Source organism: Pseudomonas sp. GW821-FHT11G12, assembly GCF_058808055.1.
The window spans coordinates 58,325-79,670 of record NZ_JBXARH010000009.1 but is presented as its reverse complement, the minus strand read 5'-3'; the positions used below and the strand labels follow the sequence as shown (position 1 = coordinate 79,670).

Below are 21,346 nucleotides of genomic sequence, written 5' to 3'. Positions count from 1 at the left end.
GGGCATCAAAGGGAGTTAAACCATGCTCGGTCAATGGCGCACGTTCAAGGCTTTCACACTGCTCATGTTCCTGGGGATCAGCTTCTCGGGGCTCGGCGGCTGCACTTCATGGTTCGCCGACGACACCCTCGACCCTGCCGTGCATCTGGTGAAAGTCGAAGTGGTGCGCGCCAAGTTGCTGGAGCAGAAATTCATCCTGCACTTTCGCATCGACAACCCCAACGACAGTGACCTGACCGTGCGCGGCCTGGAATACCGCGTGCATCTGTCCGACATGTTGTTGGCCGAGGGCGAGCATGAGCACTGGATCACGGTCGGTCCCAAAAGCAGTGCTTTCTATAAAGTGCCGATCCGCACCAACCTGTGGCCGAAGGTCAAAGAGGTGGTGAAAATGCTGAAGAATCCGCACCAGCAGGTTCCCTATCGCCTGCAGGGCGAGATGGAAACCGGTTTATTCATCGCCCACTACGTGCACCTGGAGCGCAATGGCGTGATAATCCCCGCCGATTTGATTACGGAGTGACCCCGATGACCCAGCAACCTCATGTCCATGGCCCAGACTGCAACCACGATCATGACCATCACCACCATGATCACGACCATGGCCATGTTCACGGCCCAAACTGCGGCCACGCCCACCAGGAACCGGTGCGCAACGCCTTGAAAGACGTCGGCCGCAACGACCCTTGCCCATGCGGCAACGGCAAGAAATTCAAGAAGTGCCACGGCGCTTGATGTTTCGGGCGAACATTCGTTTCGCCCGTTAGATCGCTATCGCGGGCCTGCTCGCGATAGCACTGTCACCTGCGGCTTTCAGCCTGCCGCCAGAATTCGCCCGCTGCTGACCACCGTCGCATACTCCCCATGCAGATTCCCCAGCGACATCCCGTGCACCTCTTCTGCCGAACGCGGCGTGCCGAAATAATCGGCCTTGTCGAAGGTAAAGCACGCATCCTCCGCCACCCACGCATCAAACCCCAGATTGCCCGCAGTGCGTGCCGTGGACTCCACTGAATTGTTGGTGGCCACGCCGACGATCACCAGTTGCTCGATTCCCGCCTCACGCAACTTCGCTTCAAGCTTTGTTGCACAAAACGCGTCCGGCACCTGTTTCTGGATCAGCCATTCGCCGTCCTGCGGCAAAAACCTTTCCTGAAATTCCACACCTGACTGCTCGGGCCAGAACACCGATTCCGGCGAGTGTGACAAGTGCTGCACGTGGATCACCGGCCGGCCGCTGCGCCGCCAAAAGTTCAGCAAGTCGAGGATTCGCTCTTCGGCCAACGGATTATTCCGCTGCCCCAGACGCGGCTCCAGAATGCCTTTTTGCTGGTCGATGATGATCAGTGCAGCGTTGGCCTTAAGCTCCATGGCGATTTTTCTCACGCGGGGTCATTGAATTTCCCGCACTTGAGCATCACTTCCTGTCACTAAGCAAGCTATCGAACGCACACAGGACAACCTGAAGCCGGCGTTTGCTGTCCGCACGTAAGCCATTTTCCTGATTTGGAGCTTTCCATGATCGACCTGTATTACTGGACCACGCCCAACGGCCACAAGATTTCCCTGTTCCTCGAAGAGGCAGGCCTGCGCTACAACGTGCACCCGATCAACATCAGCCAGGGCGAGCAGTTTCAGCCACACTTCCTGAAGATCGCTCCGAACAATCGCATCCCGGCCATCGTCGACCATGAACCGGCCGATGGCGGCGAGCCGTTGTCGCTGTTCGAGTCCGGGGCGATTCTGCTGTACCTCGCGGAAAAGACCGGCAAGTTCCTGCCCAAGGACCTGCGTGGTCGCCAGGTGGCGCTGCAATGGCTGTTCTGGCAGATGGGCGGGCTGGGGCCGATGGCCGGGCAGAACCATCACTTCAGCCAGTTCGCCCCGGAAAAAATCCCCTACGCGATCAAACGCTACATCGATGAAACCGCCCGTCTGTACGGGGTGCTGGACAAGCAACTGGCCCACAATGAGTTCGTCGCCGGCAGCGAATACAGCATCGCCGACATGGCGATCTACCCGTGGATCGTCTCCCACAAATGGCAGAGCCAGAACCTGGAAGACTTCCCGAATGTGCAGCGCTGGTTCAACCACATCAAGGATCGCCCGGCGACCGTGAAGGCCTACGCGCTGGTGCAGAAGATCAATCCGCCGAAGGCCTGAGTCACCCGGCCTGATCGTTCCCGTACGCGGGAACGATCAACGGGAAGAAATAACCGCTCGCCCCGCTTGCGCGGCCCCCTCCTGCTCACTAACGTAGCGGCTTTATTGCGCCCCCAGCCTCTACACCCCCGCAGGAGCTTTGCCATGGCCTCGCCAGCCCTTTCACATTTTCTTCCCCGGTTCGGCGTTGCCGCAGCAGTGACCGGTGTCTTGAGCCTCTCCGGTTGCCAGACCTGGAACGCTCAGGACACCCTCCCGCCCACCTCCGGCGTGCAGCCGCTCAAGGGCCTGGCGCAGAACGTTTCGGTACGCCGCAATGCCATGGGCATGCCGCTGATCGAAAGCAACAGCTTCCATGACGCGCTGTTCGCCCTCGGCTATGTGCACGCCAGCGACCGCATCAATCAAATGGTCACCCTGCGCCTGCTGGCCCAGGGTCGTCTGGCGGAAATGTCCGGCGCGTCGATGCTCGACGCCGACCGCTACATGCGCGCCGTCAACCTGAAGAAAAGCGCCGGCGAGCTGTACAAGGCCTCGTCGCCACGGCTCAAGCGCTTCTTCGAGGTCTATGCGCGGGGCGTCAACGCCTACCTGTTCCGCTACGCCGACAAGTTGCCGGGTGATCTGGCCTCCAGTGGCTACAAGCCGGAGTACTGGAAACCGGAAGATTCGGCGCTTATTTTCTGCCTGTTGAACTTCAGCCAGTCGGCCAACCTGCCGGAAGAAATTGCTTCGCTGGTGCTGGCGCAGACCGTCAACACCGACAAACTCGCCTGGCTGACCCCGTCCGCCCCTGACGAAAACCTGCCGGTAGCCGAAGCCGACAAGTTGCAAGGCATCAAGCTCAACGGGCAGATTCCCGGCCTGAGCGAACTGAGCAACGCCAGCGAACAACTGGCGGCGATGAACCTGCTCGGCGCCAGCACTGCGAACAACTGGGCGATTGCCCCGCAACGCAGCCGCAGCGGCAAGAGCCTGCTGGTCAGCGACAGTCATGGGCCGCTGGCCGCGCCGTCGCTGTGGAGTTTCGTGCAGATTCACGCACCGAAATATCAGGCGGCCGGCGTGACCGTCGCCGGTCTGCCGATGGTGCTGGGCGGATTCAACGGCAAAGTGGCGTGGAGCCTGACCAGCGTGTTCGGCGACAACCAGGACCTGTTCCTGGAAAAAATCCGTCGCCAGGGCAGCAGCCTGACCTACGAGGTCAACGGCAAATGGCAGCCGCTGGGCGTACGCAACGAAACCTATTTCGTCAAAGGCCAGCGGCCGATTCGCGAAGCGGTATACGAAACCCGCCACGGCGCGCTGCTCAACAGTGCCCAGGCCGCGGCTCAAGGCGCAGGTTTCGGCCTGGCCTTACAGACCCCGAGCTTCACCGACGACAAATCCCTCGATGCGTTTTTCGATCTGAGTCGCGCGCAAACCGTTGAACGCGCCTCCGACGCCAGCCGGGAAATCCGCGCCATCGCGCTGAACCTGGTGTTTGCCGATGCCAGCAACATTGGCTGGCAAGTCACCGGACGTTTCCCGAACCGCCGCGAAGGCGAAGGCCTGCTGCCATCGCCGGGCTGGGAAGGTCGCTACGACTGGGACGGTTACGCCGACCCGATGCTGCACCCGTACGATCAGGACCCGAGCCAGGGCTGGCTCGGCACCGCCAACCAGCGCGTCATTCCTCACGGCTACGGCATGCAATTGTCCAACTCCTGGGCAGCGCCGGAACGTGGCGAGCGCCTGGCCGAACTGGCCGGCGGCGCCAAGCATGACGGCCGCAGCATGATCGCCATGCAGTACGACCAGACCACCACCTTCGCCGCCAAGCTGAAGAAGATGTTCGAAGCCCCGGGCATGGCGCAGCCGCTGAAACAGGCGATCGACGCCCTGCCGGAAGCCGACCGCAGCAAGGCGCGCGAGGCCTACACCCGTCTGATGGCGTTCGACGGCAAGCTCAGCCCGACCTCCGCCGACGCGGCGATCTACGAGTTGTTCCTGCAAGAAAGCATGAAGCAGATCTTCCTCGACGAACTCGGCCCGCAAAGCAGCCCGGCGTGGAAAGCGTTTATCGCCAATGGCGATCTGTCCTACGCCGCCCAGGCCGACCACCTGCTGGGCCGCGAAGACAGTCCGTTCTGGGACGACGCCCGCACGCCGCAGAAAGAAGACAAACCGGCCATCCTCGCCCGCAGTCTGGCAGCGGCGATCAGCGCCGGCGACAGTCAGTTGGGTGGCGATCACAAAGCCTGGCAGTGGGGCAAACTGCACCGCTACGAGTGGAAGAATGCCAACGGCCAGACCGTTCGCGGCCCGCTCGCGGCCGGTGGCGATCACACGACGCTGAATACGGCGGCGTTTGCCTGGGGTCAGGACTTCAACACCACCCGTGCGCCATCGATGCGCTTTATCGTCGACTTCGGTCAGAGCGAACCGCTGATGGGCCAGAACGGTACGGGGCAATCGGGTAACCCGGTGAGCCCGAACTACCTGAACGGCATCGATCCGTGGCTCAAGGGCCAGTACATCGGGTTGCCGATGCAGCCGCAGAACTTTGACCGGGTGTACGGCAAGACGCGGTTGACCCTCACTCCCGGCAAGTAACCCCCCATGATCGTTCCCACGCTCCGCGTGGGAACGATCATGCGGTATCCGCAAAATCAATCGAACTTCTGACTTCGCGCAAACCTCATAGCTAACAAGTCCCTCCATTCCGGTAACGCCATGGACCTTGTTATCGCCCGCCCCGAAGGCCTGTACTGCCCTGCCGGGGATTTCTACATTGATCCGTGGCGCCCGGTCGAACGCGCGGTGATCACTCATGCCCATGGCGATCACGCCCGCACCGGCAACGCACACTATCTGGCCGCCAGCGCCGGCGAAGGGATTCTGCGCGCGCGACTGGGTCAGGACATCAACCTGCAAACGCTCGAGTACGGCCAGCGCCTGAGCCACCACGGCGTCACCTTGAGTTTTCACCCCGCCGGGCACGTTCTGGGTTCGGCTCAGGTACGTCTGGAATACGGCGGTGAAGTCTGGGTTGCGTCCGGCGACTACAAGATCGAACCCGACGGCACCTGTGCGCCCTTCGAGCCAGTGCGTTGCCACACCTTCATCACCGAATCGACCTTCGGCTTGCCGATCTATCGCTGGCAGCCGCAGGCACAGGTGTTTGGCGAAATAAACCAGTGGTGGCAGGCGAATATCGAGGCCGGCAAGACCAGCGTGCTGTTCTGCTATTCGTTCGGCAAGGCCCAGCGAGTCCTGCACGGCATCGACGAAACCCTCGGCCCGATCCTTAGCCACGGCGCGGTCGAACCGCTGAACCGGGTCTATCGCGAGGCCGGTGTGTATCTGCCGCCGACGATCTACGCCGGCGACGTGAAGAAAAACGATCCGTTGCTGCGTCAGGCGCTGGTCATCGCCCCGCCCTCGGCCGGTGGCAGCAGCTGGATGCGACGTTTCGGCGACTACAGCGACGGTTTCGCCAGCGGCTGGATGCGCCTGCGCGGTACCCGTCGGCGGCGCGGCGTGGATCGCGGTTTCGTGCTCTCGGATCACGCCGACTGGCCCGGCCTGTTGTGGGCCATCGAACAGACCGGCGCCGAACGGGTGATGGTCACCCACGGATCGATCGGCGTGCTGGTCCGCCACCTGCGCGAACAAGGGCTGGACGCCCAAGGCTTCAACACCGAATACGGTGACGACGAACAAGACAACATCGCCGTCGAACCCGCCGTTGCCGAGGTGCAACCATGAAAGACTTCGCCGGGTTGTACGCCGAACTCGATGCCACCACCTCCAGCAAGGCGAAACTGGCGGCCATGCAACGCTACTTCGCCACGGCTGCGCCGCAGGATGCGGCCTGGGCGGTGTACTTTCTGTCGGGCGGACGACCACGGCAACTGATCCCGGTGCGAATTCTGCGTGATCTGACGGTCGAGGTGTCCGGGCTCGAGCCGTGGCTGTTCGAAGAGAGCTATCAAGCCGTCGGCGATCTGGCGGAAACCATCTCGCTGGTACTGCCGGAAAATCCGCACACCTCCGAGGCCGGTCTCGCCGAATGGATCGAACAGAAACTGCTGCCGCTACGGGGTGAAACCCCGGAGTACCTGGCCCGGCAGTTGCCGGCACTTTGGAAGCAACTCGACCGGCCGAGCCTGATGCTGTGCATCAAACTGATCACCGGCAGTTTTCGGGTCGGCGTGTCCAAACTGCTGGTGACCCGCGCCCTCGCGTCGATGGCCGGACTGGACAGCAAACGCGTGGCGCAACGATTGGTGGGTTACACCGATCTGTCCAACCGGCCGAACGCCGCCAGTTACCTGAAACTGATCGCCCCCGAATCCAGCACCGAGCACGCCCAACGGGGCGGTCAGCCTTATCCGTTCTTTCTCGCCCACGGTCTGTCGCAACCGGTCGAACAGTTCGAAGCCCTGCTCGGCCCGGCCAGCAACTGGCAAGTTGAATGGAAGTGGGACGGTATCCGCGCGCAAGTGGTCAAGCGTGATGGACGCCTGTGGATCTGGTCCCGTGGCGAAGAACTGGTGACCGAGCGCTTCCCCGAACTCGACACCCTTGTCCACGGTTTGCCCGACGGCACGGTGATCGACGGCGAAATCGTGGTCTGGAAAAACCCGCATCCCACCACCGAAGACGCCTTCGACCCGCAATCGACAGCGCCACCCGCGGTGCAACCCTTTGCCCTGCTCCAGCAACGGATCGGTCGCAAGACACTGGACAAAAAGATCCTCGAAGACGTGCCTGTGGTCGTCCTCGCTTACGACTTGCTGGAATGGCAGGGCGAAGACTGGCGCAACCAACCGCAATCCCGACGCCGCGAACAACTGGAGCTCGTCATCGCGCAGTGCAACAACCCGGTGCTGCTGCCCTCCCCGGTGCTGACCGGCAGCGACTGGTTCGACCTCGCCCGTCAACGCGAAGCCTCCCGGCGACTGGGCGTCGAGGGCATGATGCTCAAGGCCCGGGACGCGATGTACGGCGTCGGTCGCACCAAGGACATGGGCGTGTGGTGGAAATGGAAAGTTGATCCGTTCAGTGTCGACGCGGTGCTGATCTATGCCCAGCGCGGGCATGGCCGGCGCGCCAGCCTGTACAGCGATTACACCTTCGCGGTATGGGACGGCCCGCCCGGCGCCAGCCCGCGCGCACTGGTGCCCTTCGCCAAGGCCTATTCCGGGCTCTCGGACGCGGAAATGCGCGAAGTCGACAGCATCGTGCGCAAGACCACCGTGGAAAAATTCGGCCCGGTCAGCAGCGTGACGCCCAGCCTGGTCTTCGAGCTGGGTTTCGAAGGCATCGCCCTGTCGCGCCGGCACAAGAGCGGCATCGCCGTGCGCTTTCCGCGCATGCTGCGCTGGCGCCAGGACAAGACCGTCGACGAAGCGGACAGTCTGGCGACCTTGCAGGATCTGCTGGTCTGATTCCTGTCCCGTAAAAGCCCTTCCTGCGCTTAAAAGGTGCAACGCTTTTTCGGTGCCCGTTTTCGGGCACTGTTGCGGCTGCGCCCTCACTTCCTACACCTTTTAAAACACTTGTTCGGGACTCTGGTTCGGAAATTGCTACTTTCTATAAGTCGTAAGCGTTCCAGTAACAATAATTCTGCGCCACAAGCGCTCATATTGGTTCTTAGGGATTGAATAATGAAAAAAGCATTGCTGACCCTTTCTGCACTGGCGTTGTGCATGGCCGCCGGTTCCGCACTGGCCAAGGAATACAAAGAGCTGCGTTTTGGCGTTGACCCTTCCTACGCACCGTTCGAGTCGAAAGCGGCCGATGGCAGTCTGGTGGGCTTTGACATCGACCTGGGCAACGCGATCTGCGCCGAGCTGAAGGTCAAGTGCAAATGGGTCGAAAGCGACTTCGACGGCATGATTCCGGGCCTCAAGGCCAATAAATTCGACGGTGTGATCTCGTCGATGACCGTCACCGAAGCCCGCGAAAAAGTCATCGACTTCTCCAGCGAGCTGTTCTCCGGCCCGACTGCGTATGTGTCGAAGAAAGGTTCGGGCATCACCAACGACGTGGCCTCCCTGAAAGGCAAAACCGTCGGCTACGAGCAAGGCACCATTCAGGAAGCCTATGCCAAAGCCGTGCTGGACAAGGCCGGCGTGAAAACCCAGGCCTACGCCAACCAGGATCAGGTGTATTCCGACCTGACTTCCGGCCGTCTCGATGCGGGCATTCAGGACATGCTGCAGGCCGAACTGGGCTTTCTGAAGTCGCCACAGGGCGCCGAATACGCAGTCAGCGAGCCGGTTGACGCACCGTTGCTGCCAGCCAAAACCGCTGTCGGTATTAAGAAAGGTAACACCGAGCTGAAAGCGCTTTTGGATAAAGGTATCAAAGCGTTACACGACGACGGCAAATACGCCGAGATTCAAAAGAAACACTTTGGCGATCTGAATCTGTACAGCGGCAAATAATGCCCCGGCGCCCATCCTCGATGGGCGCCTTTTTCATTCAGTCAGGTTGCTGATTTATGTTCGAAAACCTCTTACAAAATCTGGGGCTCTCCGCCTTCAGCCTCAAGGGCTTCGGTCCTTTGCTGTTGGAAGGCACCTGGATGACCATCAAATTATCGGCGTTGTCGCTGCTGGTGGCCGTGTTGCTCGGCCTGCTCGGTGCCAGTGCCAAGCTGTCAAAAGTCAAACTGCTGCGCCTGCCCGCCCAGCTCTACACCACGCTGATTCGCGGGGTACCGGACCTGGTGCTGATGTTGTTGATCTTCTACAGCCTGCAAACCTGGCTGACGACGCTCACCGACTACATGGAATGGGAATACATCGAAATCAATCCGTTCAGCGCCGGGGTCCTGACCCTGGGCTTTATCTACGGTGCGTATTTCACCGAAACCTTCCGTGGCGCGATCCTCGCCGTACCGCGTGGCCAGGTTGAAGCCGCCACTGCGTACGGGCTCAAGCGCGGACAGCGTTTTCGCTACGTGGTGTTCCCGCAAATGATGCGTTTCGCCCTGCCCGGCATCGGCAACAACTGGATGGTGATGCTCAAGGCCACCGCGCTGGTCTCGATCATCGGCCTGGCCGATCTGGTCAAGGCTGCCCAGGACGCCGGTAAAAGCAGCTATCAACTGTTCTTCTTTCTGGTACTCGCCGCCTTGATCTACCTGCTGATCACCAGTGTTTCCAACGTCATCCTGCGCTGGCTCGAACGCCGCTACGCCGCCGGTGCCCGGGAGGCCGTACGATGATCGAACTCCTGCAGGACTACTGGAAAGCCTTCCTTTATACCGACGGCCAGAACATCACCGGGCTGGCGATGACGATGTGGCTGCTCAGCGCTTCGATCTTCTTCGGTTTCATCGTGTCGATTCCGCTGTCGATCGCCCGTGTCTCGTCGCATTTCTACATCCGCTGGCCGGTGCAGTTCTACACCTACCTGTTCCGTGGCACGCCGCTCTATATCCAGCTGCTGATCTGCTACACCGGCATCTACAGTCTGGCCGCCGTGCGCGCCCAGCCGCTGCTCGACAGTTTCTTTCGCGATGCGATGAACTGCACGATCCTCGCCTTTGCCCTCAACACCTGCGCCTACACCACGGAGATCTTCGCCGGGGCGATCCGCAGCATGAACCACGGCGAAGTCGAAGCGGCCAAGGCCTACGGCCTGACCGGCTGGAAGCTGTATGCCTACGTGATCATGCCGTCGGCGCTGCGTCGCTCGCTGCCGTACTACAGCAACGAAGTGATCCTGATGCTGCACTCGACCACCGTGGCCTTCACCGCGACCATCCCGGACATTCTGAAAGTCGCGCGGGACGCCAACTCGGCGACCTTCCTGACGTTCCAGTCGTTCGGCATCGCCGCGCTGATCTACCTGACCATCACCTTTGCGCTGGTCGGCCTGTTCCGCCTCGCCGAACGCCGATGGCTGGCCTTCCTCGGGCCGACTCACTAGGACCTCTCTGCAATGCGCCACCAGATACATGACCTGCTGGCCCCGCTGCCGGGGACCGCACGACAGATCCACAGCTTCCACTTCGGCCCGGACAAGGCCAAAGGCAAAATCTACATCCAGTCCTCGCTGCACGCCGACGAACTGCCCGGCATGCTCGTGGCCTGGCACCTCAAGCAGCGCCTGGCGGAGCTGGAAGCCGCTGGCCGCCTGCGCAGCGAAATCGTGCTGGTGCCGGTGGCCAACCCGGTCGGCCTCGAGCAAGTGCTGATGGACGTGCCACTGGGCCGTTACGAGCTGGAGAGCGGGCAGAACTTCAACCGCTGGTTCGTCGACCTCAGCGAAGAAATCGGCAACGAGATCGAATCGCAGCTCTGCGACGACCCGCAGCGCAACCTGGAACTGATCCGCACCAGCCTGCGCAACGCCCTCGCCCGCCACACCGCCACGACTCAGCTGCAATCCCAGCGCCTGACCCTGCAACGGCTGGCCTGTGACGCAGACATGGTGCTGGACCTGCACTGCGATTTCGAATCCGTCGTCCACCTTTACACCACGCCCGAGGCCTGGCCGCAGGTCGAGCCGCTGGCGCGCTACATCGAATCCCGGGCGAGCCTGCTGGCGACCGATTCCGGCGGCCAGTCGTTCGATGAGTGCTTCACCCTGCTGTGGTGGCAATTGAAGGAGCGCTTCGGCGAACACTTCGAGATTCCGCTGGGCAGTTTCTCGGTCACCGTCGAACTTCGCGGCCAGGGGGACGTCACCCATCCGCTGGCCAGCCGTGACTGTGAAGCCTTGCTCGATTACCTGATTCACTTCGGCGCCATCGCCGGCGAGCCGAAACCCCTGCCGGATCTGCCGCTCCCCGCCACGCCGCTGGCGGGTGTAGAGCCGGTCGTGACACCGTTCGGCGGGCTATTGGTGTACACAGCCACGCCCGGCCAGTACCTGGAAGCCGGGCAGAAAATCGCCGAAATCATTGACCCGATCACCGACCGGGTCACGCCAGTCCATTGCACCGCTTCCGGTCTTCTCTATGCCCGCTCGCTGCGGCGCATGGCGACGGCCGGCATGGTGATCGCCCACGTCGCGGGCGCCGAAGCCTATCGCAGCGGCTACTTACTTTCGCCTTGAGGATGCCTGTCCCATGTACAAACTGACCGTAGAAGGCCTGCACAAAAGCTATGGCGACCATCAGGTGCTCAAAGGCGTTTCGCTCAAGGCCAAGACCGGTGACGTGATCAGTCTGATCGGCGCCAGCGGCTCGGGCAAAAGCACCTTTTTGCGCTGCATCAACTTTCTCGAACAACCCAACGACGGCGCGATGAGCCTCGACGGCCAGGCGATCCGCATGGTCACCGACCGCCACGGCATGCACGTCGCCGACGCCAATGAACTGCAACGCCTGCGCACGCGGCTGGCGATGGTGTTCCAGCACTTCAACCTGTGGAGCCACATGACCGTGCTGGAGAACATCACCATGGCCCCGCGCCGGGTGCTGGGCTGCAGCAAACAGGAGGCCGACGACCGCGCCCGTCGTTATCTGGACAAGGTTGGCTTGCCGGCACGGGTGGCCGATCAGTACCCGGCCTTCCTGTCCGGCGGCCAGCAGCAACGGGTGGCCATTGCCCGCGCGTTGGCGATGGAGCCGGAAGTCATGCTGTTCGACGAGCCGACCTCGGCACTCGACCCGGAACTGGTCGGCGAAGTGCTGAAGGTGATTCAGGGCCTAGCCGAAGAAGGCCGGACCATGATCATGGTGACCCACGAGATGAGTTTTGCGCGCAAGGTGTCGAGCCAGGTGCTGTTCCTGCACCAAGGGCTGGTGGAAGAAGAAGGCGCGCCGGAGGAAGTGCTGGGTAATCCGAAGAGCGAACGCCTGAAGCAGTTTCTCAGCGGCAACCTCAAGTAAGCCCGCAGCCCTGCCGGCAGGGTCCCCATAACAAAATATGGCCCGTCGGCTGAAGTCTTTCAGGACATCAGCCGACGGGCCATGCATTCACTCACGGATCAGGCAACGGGCGCCGGTGGCGGTTTATCCGGCAACGTAGGCTCGCCGGGTTCGGTCGGCTCTTCGTTGGGGGTGTCGGGATCAGGCTGGTGAGGGATTCCGCCGGCCGTGGTGATGGGCGGGTGTGCCAGCAACGACCAGGCCAATACGCCAACCTGATTGGGCTCGAGCCTTGCCAGTTCGGCAGTGATTTGCGGATCGATCTTCATGGAGCACTCCTCGGCGAAGGCCCGTTGCGCTGTTCGCGAAACGGGCAGTACACCCCATAGAGTGTCTACCCGCCGAAGAATTCCCGGTAACTGCCGGATGGACGGCTCAGGTACGTGGCAGGGTCACGCCACGCTGGCCCTGGTACTTGCCGGCGCGGTCCTTGTAGGAAACTTCGCATTCCTCGTCGGACTCCAGGAACAGCATCTGCGCCACGCCTTCGTTGGCGTAGATCTTCGCCGGCAGGTTGGTGGTGTTCGAGAACTCCAGGGTCACCTGGCCTTCCCACTCAGGCTCGAGCGGGGTGACGTTGACGATGATGCCGCAACGGGCGTAGGTGCTTTTGCCCAGGCAGATGGTCAGGACATTGCGCGGAATACGGAAGTATTCAACGGTCGTGGCCAGGGCGAAGGAGTTCGGCGGGATGATGCAGACGTCACTGTGAACGTCGACGAAGCTGCCGGCGTCGAAGTTTTTCGGATCGACGATGGCCGAATTGATGTTGGTGAACACCTTGAAATGATTGGTGCAACGCACATCGTAGCCGTAGCTCGACACACCGTAGGAGATCACACGGCTGTCGTCGCTGCCGCGCACCTGGCGCTCGACGAACGGCTCGATCATGCCGTGTTCCTGCGCCATGCGGCGAATCCACTTGTCCGATTTGATGCTCATGGCGGGGTGTCCTGAATAGCGAGGTGGAAAAAATCTGTCCGGCATCTTACCGGGCGCGCCGCCGGGTTCAAAGTCCGGGCTGCAATTCTCGCCGAACATGCAGGAATTACGCGGCCTGGCGACGAACCGTCACACCGCCGATCCTTAAAACGGAGAAACCTTCGCAAGAAGCATTGGCACGTTCCGGAAAAAGGGTTAAGGTGGCGCCACTGTGCTGCTTGTGTCACTGAGAATCTCTACACGATATGTTGAATTTCGATCCAACCATCTACAAGAATTTTTCCTGCTCTTTGCACTCAGTCTCGGCCAGGGTTCTTCCTGAGTCGCAGTTATCTTTGTTCAAGGAGTTACACCATGTCTAATCGCCAAACCGGTACCGTTAAGTGGTTCAACGATGAAAAAGGCTTCGGCTTCATCACTCCACAATCCGGTGACGACCTGTTCGTTCACTTCAAAGCTATCCAATCCGACGGCTTCAAAAGCCTGAAAGAAGGCCAACAGGTTTCTTTCATCGCTACCCGCGGTCAGAAAGGCATGCAAGCTGAAGAAGTACAAGTTATCTAACTTGTAGCTTCTTTAGTAAAAAGCCCCGCCCTTAAAAGCGGGGCTTTTTTGTGGGCGTCTGTTTTGTACCGACAAAAAAATCGCAACCGGATGAGGGTTGCGATTCTTTTTCCTGGATGACCTTACCAGGCCACGCCAAACCCGGCGGTGTAGCGGGTCTTGTTCAGATCAGCATCCTTGGTACCACTGATGATGTCACGCTCGGCCTTGAGATTGAGCGAGGCCCAGTCCGTCACCTTGTAGCGCAGGCCCACTTCCGAATCCAGGGCATAGTTGGCGACGTCCGACAGTGGCTTGCCAATCTCGCCGGTGGTGAAGAACTGCACCTTCTTGCCGATCAGGTAGCGGTTGTAGTCCCACTTCATCGCGACGGAGTAGAAGTTGTCCTTGCCGCCATCGCTGTACTCGTAGTCGGTGCGGTTGAGCAGCGAGCCGAGCGAGAACGCGCCCAGTTCGTCATCCCAGAACTGATAGCCCGGACCGGTACCGACCACCCGCTGGCGCGACAGCTCTTCGACGTAATCGCGTTTGTAGTTCAGGCGCCCCTGCCAGAACCACTTATCAGTCAGGAAGCGGTCCAGTGCGTATTCGGCACGCCAGTTGTTGGTGGTCACCACCTCATCCTGGACTTCGCGGTTGTACTCCCCCTCGGCGGTGTGTCGCCAGCGCCCGTGACGTGCAGAGGTCTTGAAGCCGATGTCGTAGTCGTCGGTGTCCTTTTCGGCGCGCTGATAATCCAGGGCCAGGTCGACATTGCCCTTCCACACGAGATCCTCGACCACGGGCTTGGGCTTGAGAATCTGCTGGATGCTCGCCAGCTCGACGGTTTTCGGCGCTTCACCGTTGGCCAGGGTGACCTTGCCGTCTTCGGCGGCGGTCAGCGATTTGGCTTTTTCGCCGCTGTAGGCGTCCTGCTTGACCAGCAGCTCCTGATCACTTTCCAGCGTCTTCACCTGCTTCCAGTCGATGGTGACCGCACCGGCGTACTGGGTCTGGACCAGCAACTTGCCGCCGTCGAACAGGGTGATTTTGCCGCTCAGCTTGTCACCGTTCTTCAACCAGACGGTATCGGCAAGCAAGGGCGTGGACGCACTGAAGACAGCAAGGCACAGCAGGGTTCTGGACAACATAAGCGAATCGGGAGCTCAAGTTTGCGAAAAAAGGGTCGGCATTATCCGTAGGAATAATCCCCTGACAAGGAATGACTCGGCTATTTCTGTTGAGTTCATTTCTCAATTGCCCGATCACGGATTAACCTTTAATCCATGAATCGACCCTGTTCAGGAACGGCGCACGTGACAGACCCGATACAAGCCTGCGAAAACGATCCGCAAATCCGACGCACGGCACTCTACTCGACCCTTGCCCAAGTACCTGAGGGCAAGGTCGTCAGCTATGGTCAGTTGGCTGAACTCGCCGGGTTGGGGCGCGCCGCCCGCTGGGTCGGCCGCACCCTGAGCCAATTACCCGGCGACACGAAGCTGCCCTGGCACCGGGTACTCGGTGCCGGCGGTCGGATCAGCCTGCCGGTGGGCAGCCCTTCCGGAGATGAGCAGCGGGCACGATTGCGTATGGAAGGCGTTACCATCCTGAACAATCGTGTGGATATTCGGCGTCATGGCTGGCGTCCGGTAGAGCACAGCGGTTAGAGTGCGCGCTTTGTTTTCGCAATCTTGAGGCAGACTTCAGCCCATGCCCCGTAAAACCTGGCGCGCCGCGCTCGCCGCCTATGCCAGTCCTTCGACGCTCGTGCTGTTGTTGCTGGGTTTCGCCGCCGGCCTGCCGTACATGCTGGTGTTCTCGACACTTTCGGTCTGGCTGCGTGAAGCCGGTGTAGCCCGTGAGACGATCGGCTATGCCAGTCTGATCGGTCTGGCTTATGCCTTCAAATGGGTCTGGTCACCGCTGCTCGATCAATGGCGCCTGCCGTTGCTCGGCAAGCTGGGTCGACGCCGTTCGTGGCTGGTGCTTTCGCAATCGCTGGTGATCCTCGGTTTGATCGGCATGGGCTTCTGCGACCCGCAGAAACACCTGTCCTGGCTGATCGCCATCGCCGTGATCGTCGCCTTCGCCTCCGCCACCCAGGACATTGCCGTCGACGCCTATCGCCTGGAAATCGCCGAAGACAACCGCCAGGCCGCACTGGCCGCCAGTTATATGTCCGGCTATCGGGTCGCTGCCCTGCTCGCGACCGCCGGCGCCCTGTTCTTCGCCGAAGGTTTCGGCTCCACCGGGTTCAACTATCAGCATTCCGCCTGGACCGGCACCTACGTGCTGTTCGGCGCATTGATGGTCCCTGCCCTGCTCACCACACTGCTGATGCGCGAGCCGCCCGTGCCGTTGCGCACCCAGTTGCAGGCCGGGCGCTATACCTTCATGCATCAACTGATGTCGGTGTTCGTGCTGATCGTCCTGCTGGTCTCCGTACCGGCCATGTTCACCCAGCTCTACAACACCGATTTCGCCAGCGTGCTGTTCGGCACCATGAGCCCGCTGGACCTGCTGCTGGAAGACCGGGCCTTCCTGCGCGCCATCCTCTATACCCTGCTGACCGGCCTGTGCCTTTCGACCATGGGTCGCCGTGGCCTGGCGCCGGTGCTGACCCCGGTCAACGACTTCATCCTGCGCTACCGCTGGCAGGCGCTGCTGTTGCTGGGCTTGATCGCCACCTATCGGATGTCGGATACGGTCATGGGCGTCATGGCCAACGTGTTCTATATCGATCAGGGTTTCACCAAGGACCAGATCGCCAGCGTCAGCAAGATCTTCGGCCTGATCATGACGCTGGTCGGCGCAGGTATGGGCGGACTTTTGATCGTGCGCTTCGGCATCCTGCCGATCCTGTTCATTGGCGGCGCGGCGTCGGCAGGCACCAACCTGTTGTTCGTGATGCTGGCCGACATGGGCCCGAACCTGAAGATGCTGATCGTGACCATCTCCCTCGACAACTTCAGTTCGGGCATGGCCACGTCGGCGTTCGTCGCTTACCTGTCCAGCCTGACCAACCTGAAATTCTCCGCCACCCAGTACGCCCTGCTCAGCTCGATCATGCTGTTGCTGCCTCGCCTCATCGGCGGCTACTCCGGGGTGATGGTGGAGAAGTTCGGCTATCACAACTTCTTCATGATCACCGCACTACTGGGTGTCCCGACGCTCGTGCTGATCGCCTTGCACTGGTTCCAGGAGAGCCGCCGCGAAGGCCCGACGCCGACACCGGAACCCGTGCCGACGCCGGTCGCCGAAGAATCGTAAGACATCTCGCACCCGGCGGGAGGGTTCCCGCCGGGCCTGCACTTCTGTACGTCGGCAGCTCTCGCCGGTACACTGCTCCGTCATTTCCAGTCATAGCAACCGACAACGGCCAACCATGCGCACCAGTCAATTTTTGCTCGCCACACAGAAAGAAACGCCTTCCGACGCGGTCGTGATCAGCCATCAGCTGATGCTGCGCGCCGGCATGATCCGCAAACTCGCCTCGGGCCTGTACACCTGGCTGCCGATGGGCTTGCGGGTTATGCGCAAGGTAGAAGCCATCGTTCGCGAAGAGATGAACGCCGCCGGCTCTCTGGAAGTGTTGATGCCGAGCACCCAACCGGCCGAGCTGTGGCAGGAATCGGGTCGCTGGGAAGAATACGGCCCTGAGCTGCTGCGTTTCAAAGACCGTCACGGTCGCGATTTCTGCGCGGGCCCGACCCACGAAGAAGTGATCACCGATCTGATGCGCAATGAGTTGAGCAGCTACAAGCAGCTGCCAATCAACCTGTACCAGATCCAGACCAAGTTCCGTGACGAAATCCGCCCACGCTTCGGCTTGATGCGCGGCCGTGAATTCATCATGAAGGACGCATACTCGTTCCACGCCGACCAGGCGTCGCTGCAGGTCACCTATGACCGCATGCACGAGGCGTACTGCAACGTGTTCACACGTCTTGGCCTGAAATTCCGTCCGGTTGAAGCCGACAACGGCTCCATCGGTGGTGCCGGTTCCCACGAATTCCACGTACTGGCCGAGTCCGGTGAAGACGATATTGCCTTCAGCAACGGCTCCGACTACGCCGCGAACATCGAGAAAGCCGAAGCCGTACCGCGTGAAACCTCCCGCGCGGCGCCGGCCGAAGAACTGCGTCTGGTCGATACCCCGGACACCAAGACCATCGCGGCCCTGGTGGAGAAATTCAATCTGCCGATTGAAAAGACCATCAAGACCCTGATCGTGCACGCCGAAGAAGAAGGCAAGCTGATCGCTCTGGTGATCCGTGGCGACCACGAACTCAACGAAATCAAGGCTGCCCAGCAACCTGGCGTCGCCAGCCCGCTGGTCATGGCGTCCGATGCTGAACTGCGTGACGCCATCGGTGCCGGCGCCGGTTCTCTCGGCCCGCTGAACCTGCCGCTGCCAATCATCATCGACCGTTCGGTCGAGCTGATGAGCGACTTCGGCATCGGTGCCAACATCGACGACAAGCACTACTTCGGCGTGAACTGGGAACGTGATCTGCCGGTTCCGACCGTGGCCGACCTGCGTAACGTCGTGGCCGGCGACCCGAGCCCGGACGGCAAGGGCACTCTGGACATCGCGCGCGGCATCGAAGTCGGGCACATCTTCCAGCTGGGCAACAAGTACAGCAAGGCGATGAAGTGCGAAGTGCTGGGCGAGAACGGCAAGCCTGTGACCCTGGAAATGGGTTGCTACGGCATTGGCGTGTCCCGCGTGGTGGCGGCGGCCATCGAGCAGAACAACGACGAAAACGGCATCATCTGGAGCGACACCCTGGCGCCGTTCCAGATCGCCCTGGTACCGCTGCGCTATGAAACCGAGCAGGTGCGCGAAGCCACCGACAAGCTGTACGCGGAACTGACCGCGGCCGGCTTCGAAGTGCTGCTGGACGATCGCGACAAGAAAACCAGCCCGGGCATCAAGTTCGCGGACATGGAGCTGATCGGCATTCCACACCGGATCGTGGTCAGCGACCGCGGTCTCGCCGAAGGCAACCTGGAATACAAGAGCCGTACCGAAGGCCAGGCGCAAGCGCTGCCGGTTGCCGACGTGCTGTCCTTCCTTCAGGCCCGTATCCGCCGCTGAAACCAGATAGAGACCTCATGTTCAAGCGAAACACCTTAGGCCTCGGAGGCGCCACCTTGTGTGGCGCCCTGCTGGTCAGCGGCTGTGCCAATCACATGTCACAGCGCAGCGAACACGAAGAGCGGGTCGAGCGAAAGCTGCTCGATCACAGCCTGCAGATCGATGTCGGTGAGCCTAAGGTGCTTGAGCTGCCGCAACGACGCGTGAAGATCAACGAGCAGAAAACCTTCGAAGTCACCGAGTTCGAAGTCACCCGTCGTTATGACCGCTACACGCCTTACCAACCCTGGCGCGAAATCTACGAGATTCCGCTGGGTGCAGTGGCGGTGGTGGCCGGTGTCGGCGCGAATGTGGTCAACGTGTTCGCCCTCGGCACCCTGCCGGACAGCGTGACCAAGGACTGGCTGAGCTACGGATTCGCCGGGCTCAATCCGTTCATGAACGTGCAGTCCCATGGTCGTGCACAGCAGAACCTGGCCGGTATCGATGAAGTCCAGCGCGACAAGCGCATGGAGTATTCGAGCCTGCCGTGGAGCGAGCGCCCGGTACAGGTCAAGGCCGGCAAGCAGACCTTCGACATGACCACCGACCGTAACGGTGTGTTGCGCCTGAACCTGCTGGACAGTCCGTTCGCCGAGAACGATCTGAATCACGTGGGCAAACTGCAGATCAGCGTCGAAGACGCCAAGGATGACGTGCATTCCGACTCGTCCCTGACGATCAGCAGTCATCTGCGCGGCAAATTGCTGGAAGCACACGGGCTGATTTACGACGATCTGGAAGATGACGAAGTGAGCCAGTGGGTCCACCGGGTCAAGCGTCTGTCGGAACTGGGTCTTGAAGAAGAAGCCAGTGAGCTGGAGCAAAGCCTGATCGAACTGACGCGTAACGATCCCGAGTTGCAGGCTGAGTTTCTCAAGTCTCTGACCAAGGATGCCGGGCGACTGGTGGCGGATCCAGGTCCGAACTGAAAGCCGCTTTAAAGGAGCCCGAACCTGTTTCGGGCTTTTTTATGCGCGCTACCGCTCAAACAACTCCATTTGTTCAAAACCGCCGCGCAAATCCTCCAGCCGCACGCCCACCCCAAGCAGCCGCACCGGTTTTCCACCGCGATTGAATGCCTGCGTCAGCATCAATTGGTAACTGCCCAGATCCCGCCCTGCCCCCGCCTGTTCCAGTGTGGTCTGGGTGAAATCGTGAAACTTCACTTTGACGAACGGCTTGCCCGGCCGGTAACTGCTGTCGATCCGCGCCATACGGGTTTTCAGGGTTTCCAGCAGTTCAGGGAGCTTGTCCAGGCAACTGCGCAGATCCGGCAGGTCCACGTCGTAGGTGTTTTCGACGCTGATCGACTGACGACGACTGTCGTTATGCACCTGACGGTCATCTATCCCACGCGCCAGGCTCCACATCCGCTCGCCAAAACTGCCGAATTCACGCACCAGCGCCAGCTTGTCCCACTCGCGCAATTGCAGACAGTCGTTGATACCGAGCTTGCCCAGCTTGTCGGCGGTGACTTTGCCGACACCGTGCAACTTGCTCACCGGCAGACCGCTGACGAAGTCTTCGACCTGGTCCGGGGTGATGACAAACAGGCCGTTGGGTTTTTTCCAGTCACTGGCGATCTTGGCCAGAAACTTGTTCGGCGCGACGCCGGCCGAGACCGTGATGTGCAATTGATTGGAAACCCGGCGCCGAATGTCCTGGGCGATTCGCGTGGCGCTGCCACCGAAATGCGCGCTATCCGAGACATCCAGGTAGGCCTCGTCCAGCGACAGCGGCTCGATCAGGTCGGTGTAATCGCGAAAGATCGTATGAATTTCCTTCGACGCCTCGCGATAGGCATCCATCCGCGGCTTGACGATGGTCAGGTCCGGGCACAGTTTCAAGGCATGCCCGGAAGACATCGCCGAACGAACGCCGTAAGCCCTCGCCTCATAGTTGCAGGTGGCGATCACCCCGCGTCGGTCCGCCGAACCACCGACCGCCAACGGCTTGCCGGCCAGACGCGGATCGTCCCGCATCTCGATGGCGGCGTAGAAACAGTCACAGTCGACGTGGATGATTTTTCGCTGAGTCATGGCAGAAAAGGAAACGTGGCAAGCCGGATCGGCAGTATCTCACTGACACCTGTATATAGCACCAGTGGTATGAAGCTTCTTTTCCAGCGGTAGGAAACTTCCCTTGAATTTATTTTCTCAATCGAAATCAACCCACCAATAGAGCTGAAACCCTTGCCCTGCCTGACTCGCGGCCCCATCAGCCCTACCAAAAAGTCGCTAACCAATTGAACCAGAACAGATTTTATCCGGATTGAAGGTTGACACCCCGGCGTTCCTCTGTAGAATGCCGACACACAGACGCGGGATGGAGCAGTCTGGTAGCTCGTCGGGCTCATAACCCGAAGGTCGTCGGTTCAAATCCGGCTCCCGCAACCAAACATCAAAAAAGGCTACTCGAAAGAGTGGCCTTTTTTGTGCGCGTCTGTTTTTCATTCGGGCAACCTTCCGGGCCAAACAGGAATCCTTTGCAATTCCGAAACTTACCGCCCTCCTGCGACGGATTGACGCGATTTCACGCTTATTTGACCCTTCGCGGGATTAACGGTTGACACCCCGCCGTTCGCCTGTAGAATGCCGCCACACAGACGCGGGATGGAGCAGTCTGGTAGCTCGTCGGGCTCATAACCCGAAGGTCGTCGGTTCAAATCCGGCTCC

21 protein-coding genes and 2 tRNA genes are annotated in these 21,346 nt (G+C 60.6%); 18 read left to right on the top strand and 5 right to left on the bottom strand.

Translation table 11 applies throughout. The annotated features are described in order from the left end of the window. Window positions 1-22: 22 nt before the first annotated feature. Both AC1RR7_RS23545 and AC1RR7_RS23540 read left to right on the top strand, forming a co-directional pair. On the top strand, window positions 23-523 hold the full coding sequence (locus tag AC1RR7_RS23545; RefSeq protein WP_192559948.1) for an LEA/WHy family protein: 501 nt from the start codon (window positions 23-25) through the stop codon (window positions 521-523). Between the two features lie 5 nt (window positions 524-528). Continuing rightward, complete coding sequence (locus AC1RR7_RS23540; RefSeq protein ID WP_007955014.1) at window positions 529-735, top strand: SEC-C metal-binding domain-containing protein; 207 nt, start codon at window positions 529-531, stop codon at window positions 733-735. 78 nt (window positions 736-813) lie between these two features. On the opposite strand, the gene AC1RR7_RS23535 is transcribed toward AC1RR7_RS23540, so the two are convergent. Then, on the bottom strand, window positions 814-1,371 hold the full coding sequence (locus AC1RR7_RS23535) for a cysteine hydrolase family protein (protein WP_493158519.1): 558 nt from the start codon (window positions 1,369-1,371) through the stop codon (window positions 814-816). A gap of 147 nt (window positions 1,372-1,518) precedes the next feature. Between AC1RR7_RS23535 and AC1RR7_RS23530 the strand changes: the two genes are divergently transcribed. From AC1RR7_RS23530 to AC1RR7_RS23490, 9 genes are all read left to right on the top strand, one after another. Beyond that, window positions 1,519-2,163 (top strand): glutathione binding-like protein, encoded by a 645-nt coding sequence (locus AC1RR7_RS23530; RefSeq protein ID WP_192559946.1) that lies wholly within the window; start codon window positions 1,519-1,521, stop codon window positions 2,161-2,163. Window positions 2,164-2,307: 144 nt separating this feature from the next. Next, window positions 2,308-4,758, top strand: a complete 2,451-nt coding sequence (locus AC1RR7_RS23525; protein ID WP_493158518.1) for a penicillin acylase family protein — start codon at window positions 2,308-2,310, stop codon at window positions 4,756-4,758. A gap of 120 nt (window positions 4,759-4,878) precedes the next feature. Further along, the gene (locus tag AC1RR7_RS23520) at window positions 4,879-5,913 is read left to right on the top strand and encodes a ligase-associated DNA damage response exonuclease (RefSeq protein WP_493158517.1); all 1,035 of its coding nucleotides are present in this window, start codon (window positions 4,879-4,881) and stop codon (window positions 5,911-5,913) included. After that, entirely contained in the window at window positions 5,910-7,598 is a 1,689-nt protein-coding gene (locus tag AC1RR7_RS23515) for an ATP-dependent DNA ligase (RefSeq protein ID WP_493158516.1), read from the top strand. The genes AC1RR7_RS23520 and AC1RR7_RS23515 overlap by 4 nt, the downstream gene beginning before the upstream one ends. 219 nt (window positions 7,599-7,817) lie before the next feature. Then, on the top strand, window positions 7,818-8,600 hold the full coding sequence (locus AC1RR7_RS23510; RefSeq protein ID WP_096819543.1) for a transporter substrate-binding domain-containing protein: 783 nt from the start codon (window positions 7,818-7,820) through the stop codon (window positions 8,598-8,600). Window positions 8,601-8,656: 56 nt separating this feature from the next. Beyond that, a complete protein-coding gene (locus tag AC1RR7_RS23505) occupies window positions 8,657-9,385 on the top strand; it encodes an ABC transporter permease (protein ID WP_096819544.1) in 729 nt (242 codons plus the stop codon). Next, window positions 9,382-10,092 (top strand): ABC transporter permease, encoded by a 711-nt coding sequence (locus AC1RR7_RS23500; protein ID WP_096819545.1) that lies wholly within the window; start codon window positions 9,382-9,384, stop codon window positions 10,090-10,092. Before AC1RR7_RS23505 ends, AC1RR7_RS23500 begins: the two co-directional genes overlap by 4 nt. Before the next feature lie 12 nt (window positions 10,093-10,104). After that, window positions 10,105-11,223: a succinylglutamate desuccinylase/aspartoacylase family protein gene (locus AC1RR7_RS23495; protein ID WP_096819546.1), complete on the top strand. Its 1,119-nt coding sequence runs from the start codon at window positions 10,105-10,107 to the stop codon at window positions 11,221-11,223. A gap of 13 nt (window positions 11,224-11,236) precedes the next feature. Further along, the gene (locus tag AC1RR7_RS23490; RefSeq protein WP_096819547.1) at window positions 11,237-12,001 is read left to right on the top strand and encodes an ABC transporter ATP-binding protein; all 765 of its coding nucleotides are present in this window, start codon (window positions 11,237-11,239) and stop codon (window positions 11,999-12,001) included. 98 nt (window positions 12,002-12,099) lie between these two features. Here the strand turns inward: AC1RR7_RS23490 and AC1RR7_RS23485 are convergent, their stop codons facing one another. Together AC1RR7_RS23485 and dcd are read right to left on the bottom strand one after the other, a co-directional pair. After that, window positions 12,100-12,309 (bottom strand): hypothetical protein, encoded by a 210-nt coding sequence (locus AC1RR7_RS23485; protein ID WP_096819548.1) that lies wholly within the window; start codon window positions 12,307-12,309, stop codon window positions 12,100-12,102. Between the two features lie 106 nt (window positions 12,310-12,415). Continuing rightward, on the bottom strand, window positions 12,416-12,982 hold the full coding sequence (gene dcd / locus AC1RR7_RS23480) for a dCTP deaminase (RefSeq protein ID WP_007954988.1): 567 nt from the start codon (window positions 12,980-12,982) through the stop codon (window positions 12,416-12,418). 354 nt (window positions 12,983-13,336) lie between these two features. On the opposite strand from dcd, the gene AC1RR7_RS23475 reads away from it, so the two are divergent. Further along, window positions 13,337-13,546: a cold-shock protein gene (locus AC1RR7_RS23475; protein ID WP_002554837.1), complete on the top strand. Its 210-nt coding sequence runs from the start codon at window positions 13,337-13,339 to the stop codon at window positions 13,544-13,546. A gap of 122 nt (window positions 13,547-13,668) precedes the next feature. Here AC1RR7_RS23475 and AC1RR7_RS23470 read toward each other — a convergent pair whose 3' ends face one another. Beyond that, window positions 13,669-14,676, bottom strand: a complete 1,008-nt coding sequence (locus AC1RR7_RS23470) for a DUF481 domain-containing protein (protein ID WP_102621514.1) — start codon at window positions 14,674-14,676, stop codon at window positions 13,669-13,671. A 135-nt stretch (window positions 14,677-14,811) separates the two neighbouring features. Here AC1RR7_RS23470 and AC1RR7_RS23465 point away from each other — a divergent pair, with 135 nt between their 5' ends. The 4 genes from AC1RR7_RS23465 to AC1RR7_RS23450 all read left to right on the top strand — a co-directional run bounded on the left by AC1RR7_RS23465 (window position 14,812) and on the right by AC1RR7_RS23450 (window position 19,600). Continuing rightward, window positions 14,812-15,195: an MGMT family protein gene (locus AC1RR7_RS23465; RefSeq protein ID WP_170929612.1), complete on the top strand. Its 384-nt coding sequence runs from the start codon at window positions 14,812-14,814 to the stop codon at window positions 15,193-15,195. A 43-nt stretch (window positions 15,196-15,238) separates the two neighbouring features. Then, window positions 15,239-16,798, top strand: a complete 1,560-nt coding sequence (locus tag AC1RR7_RS23460) for an AmpG family muropeptide MFS transporter (RefSeq protein WP_096819551.1) — start codon at window positions 15,239-15,241, stop codon at window positions 16,796-16,798. Between the two features lie 115 nt (window positions 16,799-16,913). Next, the gene (locus AC1RR7_RS23455) at window positions 16,914-18,629 is read left to right on the top strand and encodes a proline--tRNA ligase (RefSeq protein WP_102621515.1); all 1,716 of its coding nucleotides are present in this window, start codon (window positions 16,914-16,916) and stop codon (window positions 18,627-18,629) included. Between the two features lie 17 nt (window positions 18,630-18,646). Continuing rightward, window positions 18,647-19,600 carry a hypothetical protein gene (locus AC1RR7_RS23450; RefSeq protein ID WP_096819553.1) on the top strand — a complete coding sequence of 318 codons (954 nt, stop codon included), beginning with the start codon at window positions 18,647-18,649 and terminating at the stop codon, window positions 19,598-19,600. A 48-nt stretch (window positions 19,601-19,648) separates the two neighbouring features. On the opposite strand, the gene dinB is transcribed toward AC1RR7_RS23450, so the two are convergent. After that, on the bottom strand, window positions 19,649-20,710 hold the full coding sequence (gene dinB, locus AC1RR7_RS23445) for a DNA polymerase IV (protein WP_096819554.1): 1,062 nt from the start codon (window positions 20,708-20,710) through the stop codon (window positions 19,649-19,651). 280 nt (window positions 20,711-20,990) lie between these two features. Here dinB and AC1RR7_RS23440 point away from each other — a divergent pair. Continuing rightward, window positions 20,991-21,067 (top strand) — tRNA-Met (locus AC1RR7_RS23440). Window positions 21,068-21,280: 213 nt separating this feature from the next. Continuing rightward, a tRNA-Met gene (locus AC1RR7_RS23435) sits at window positions 21,281-21,346 on the top strand.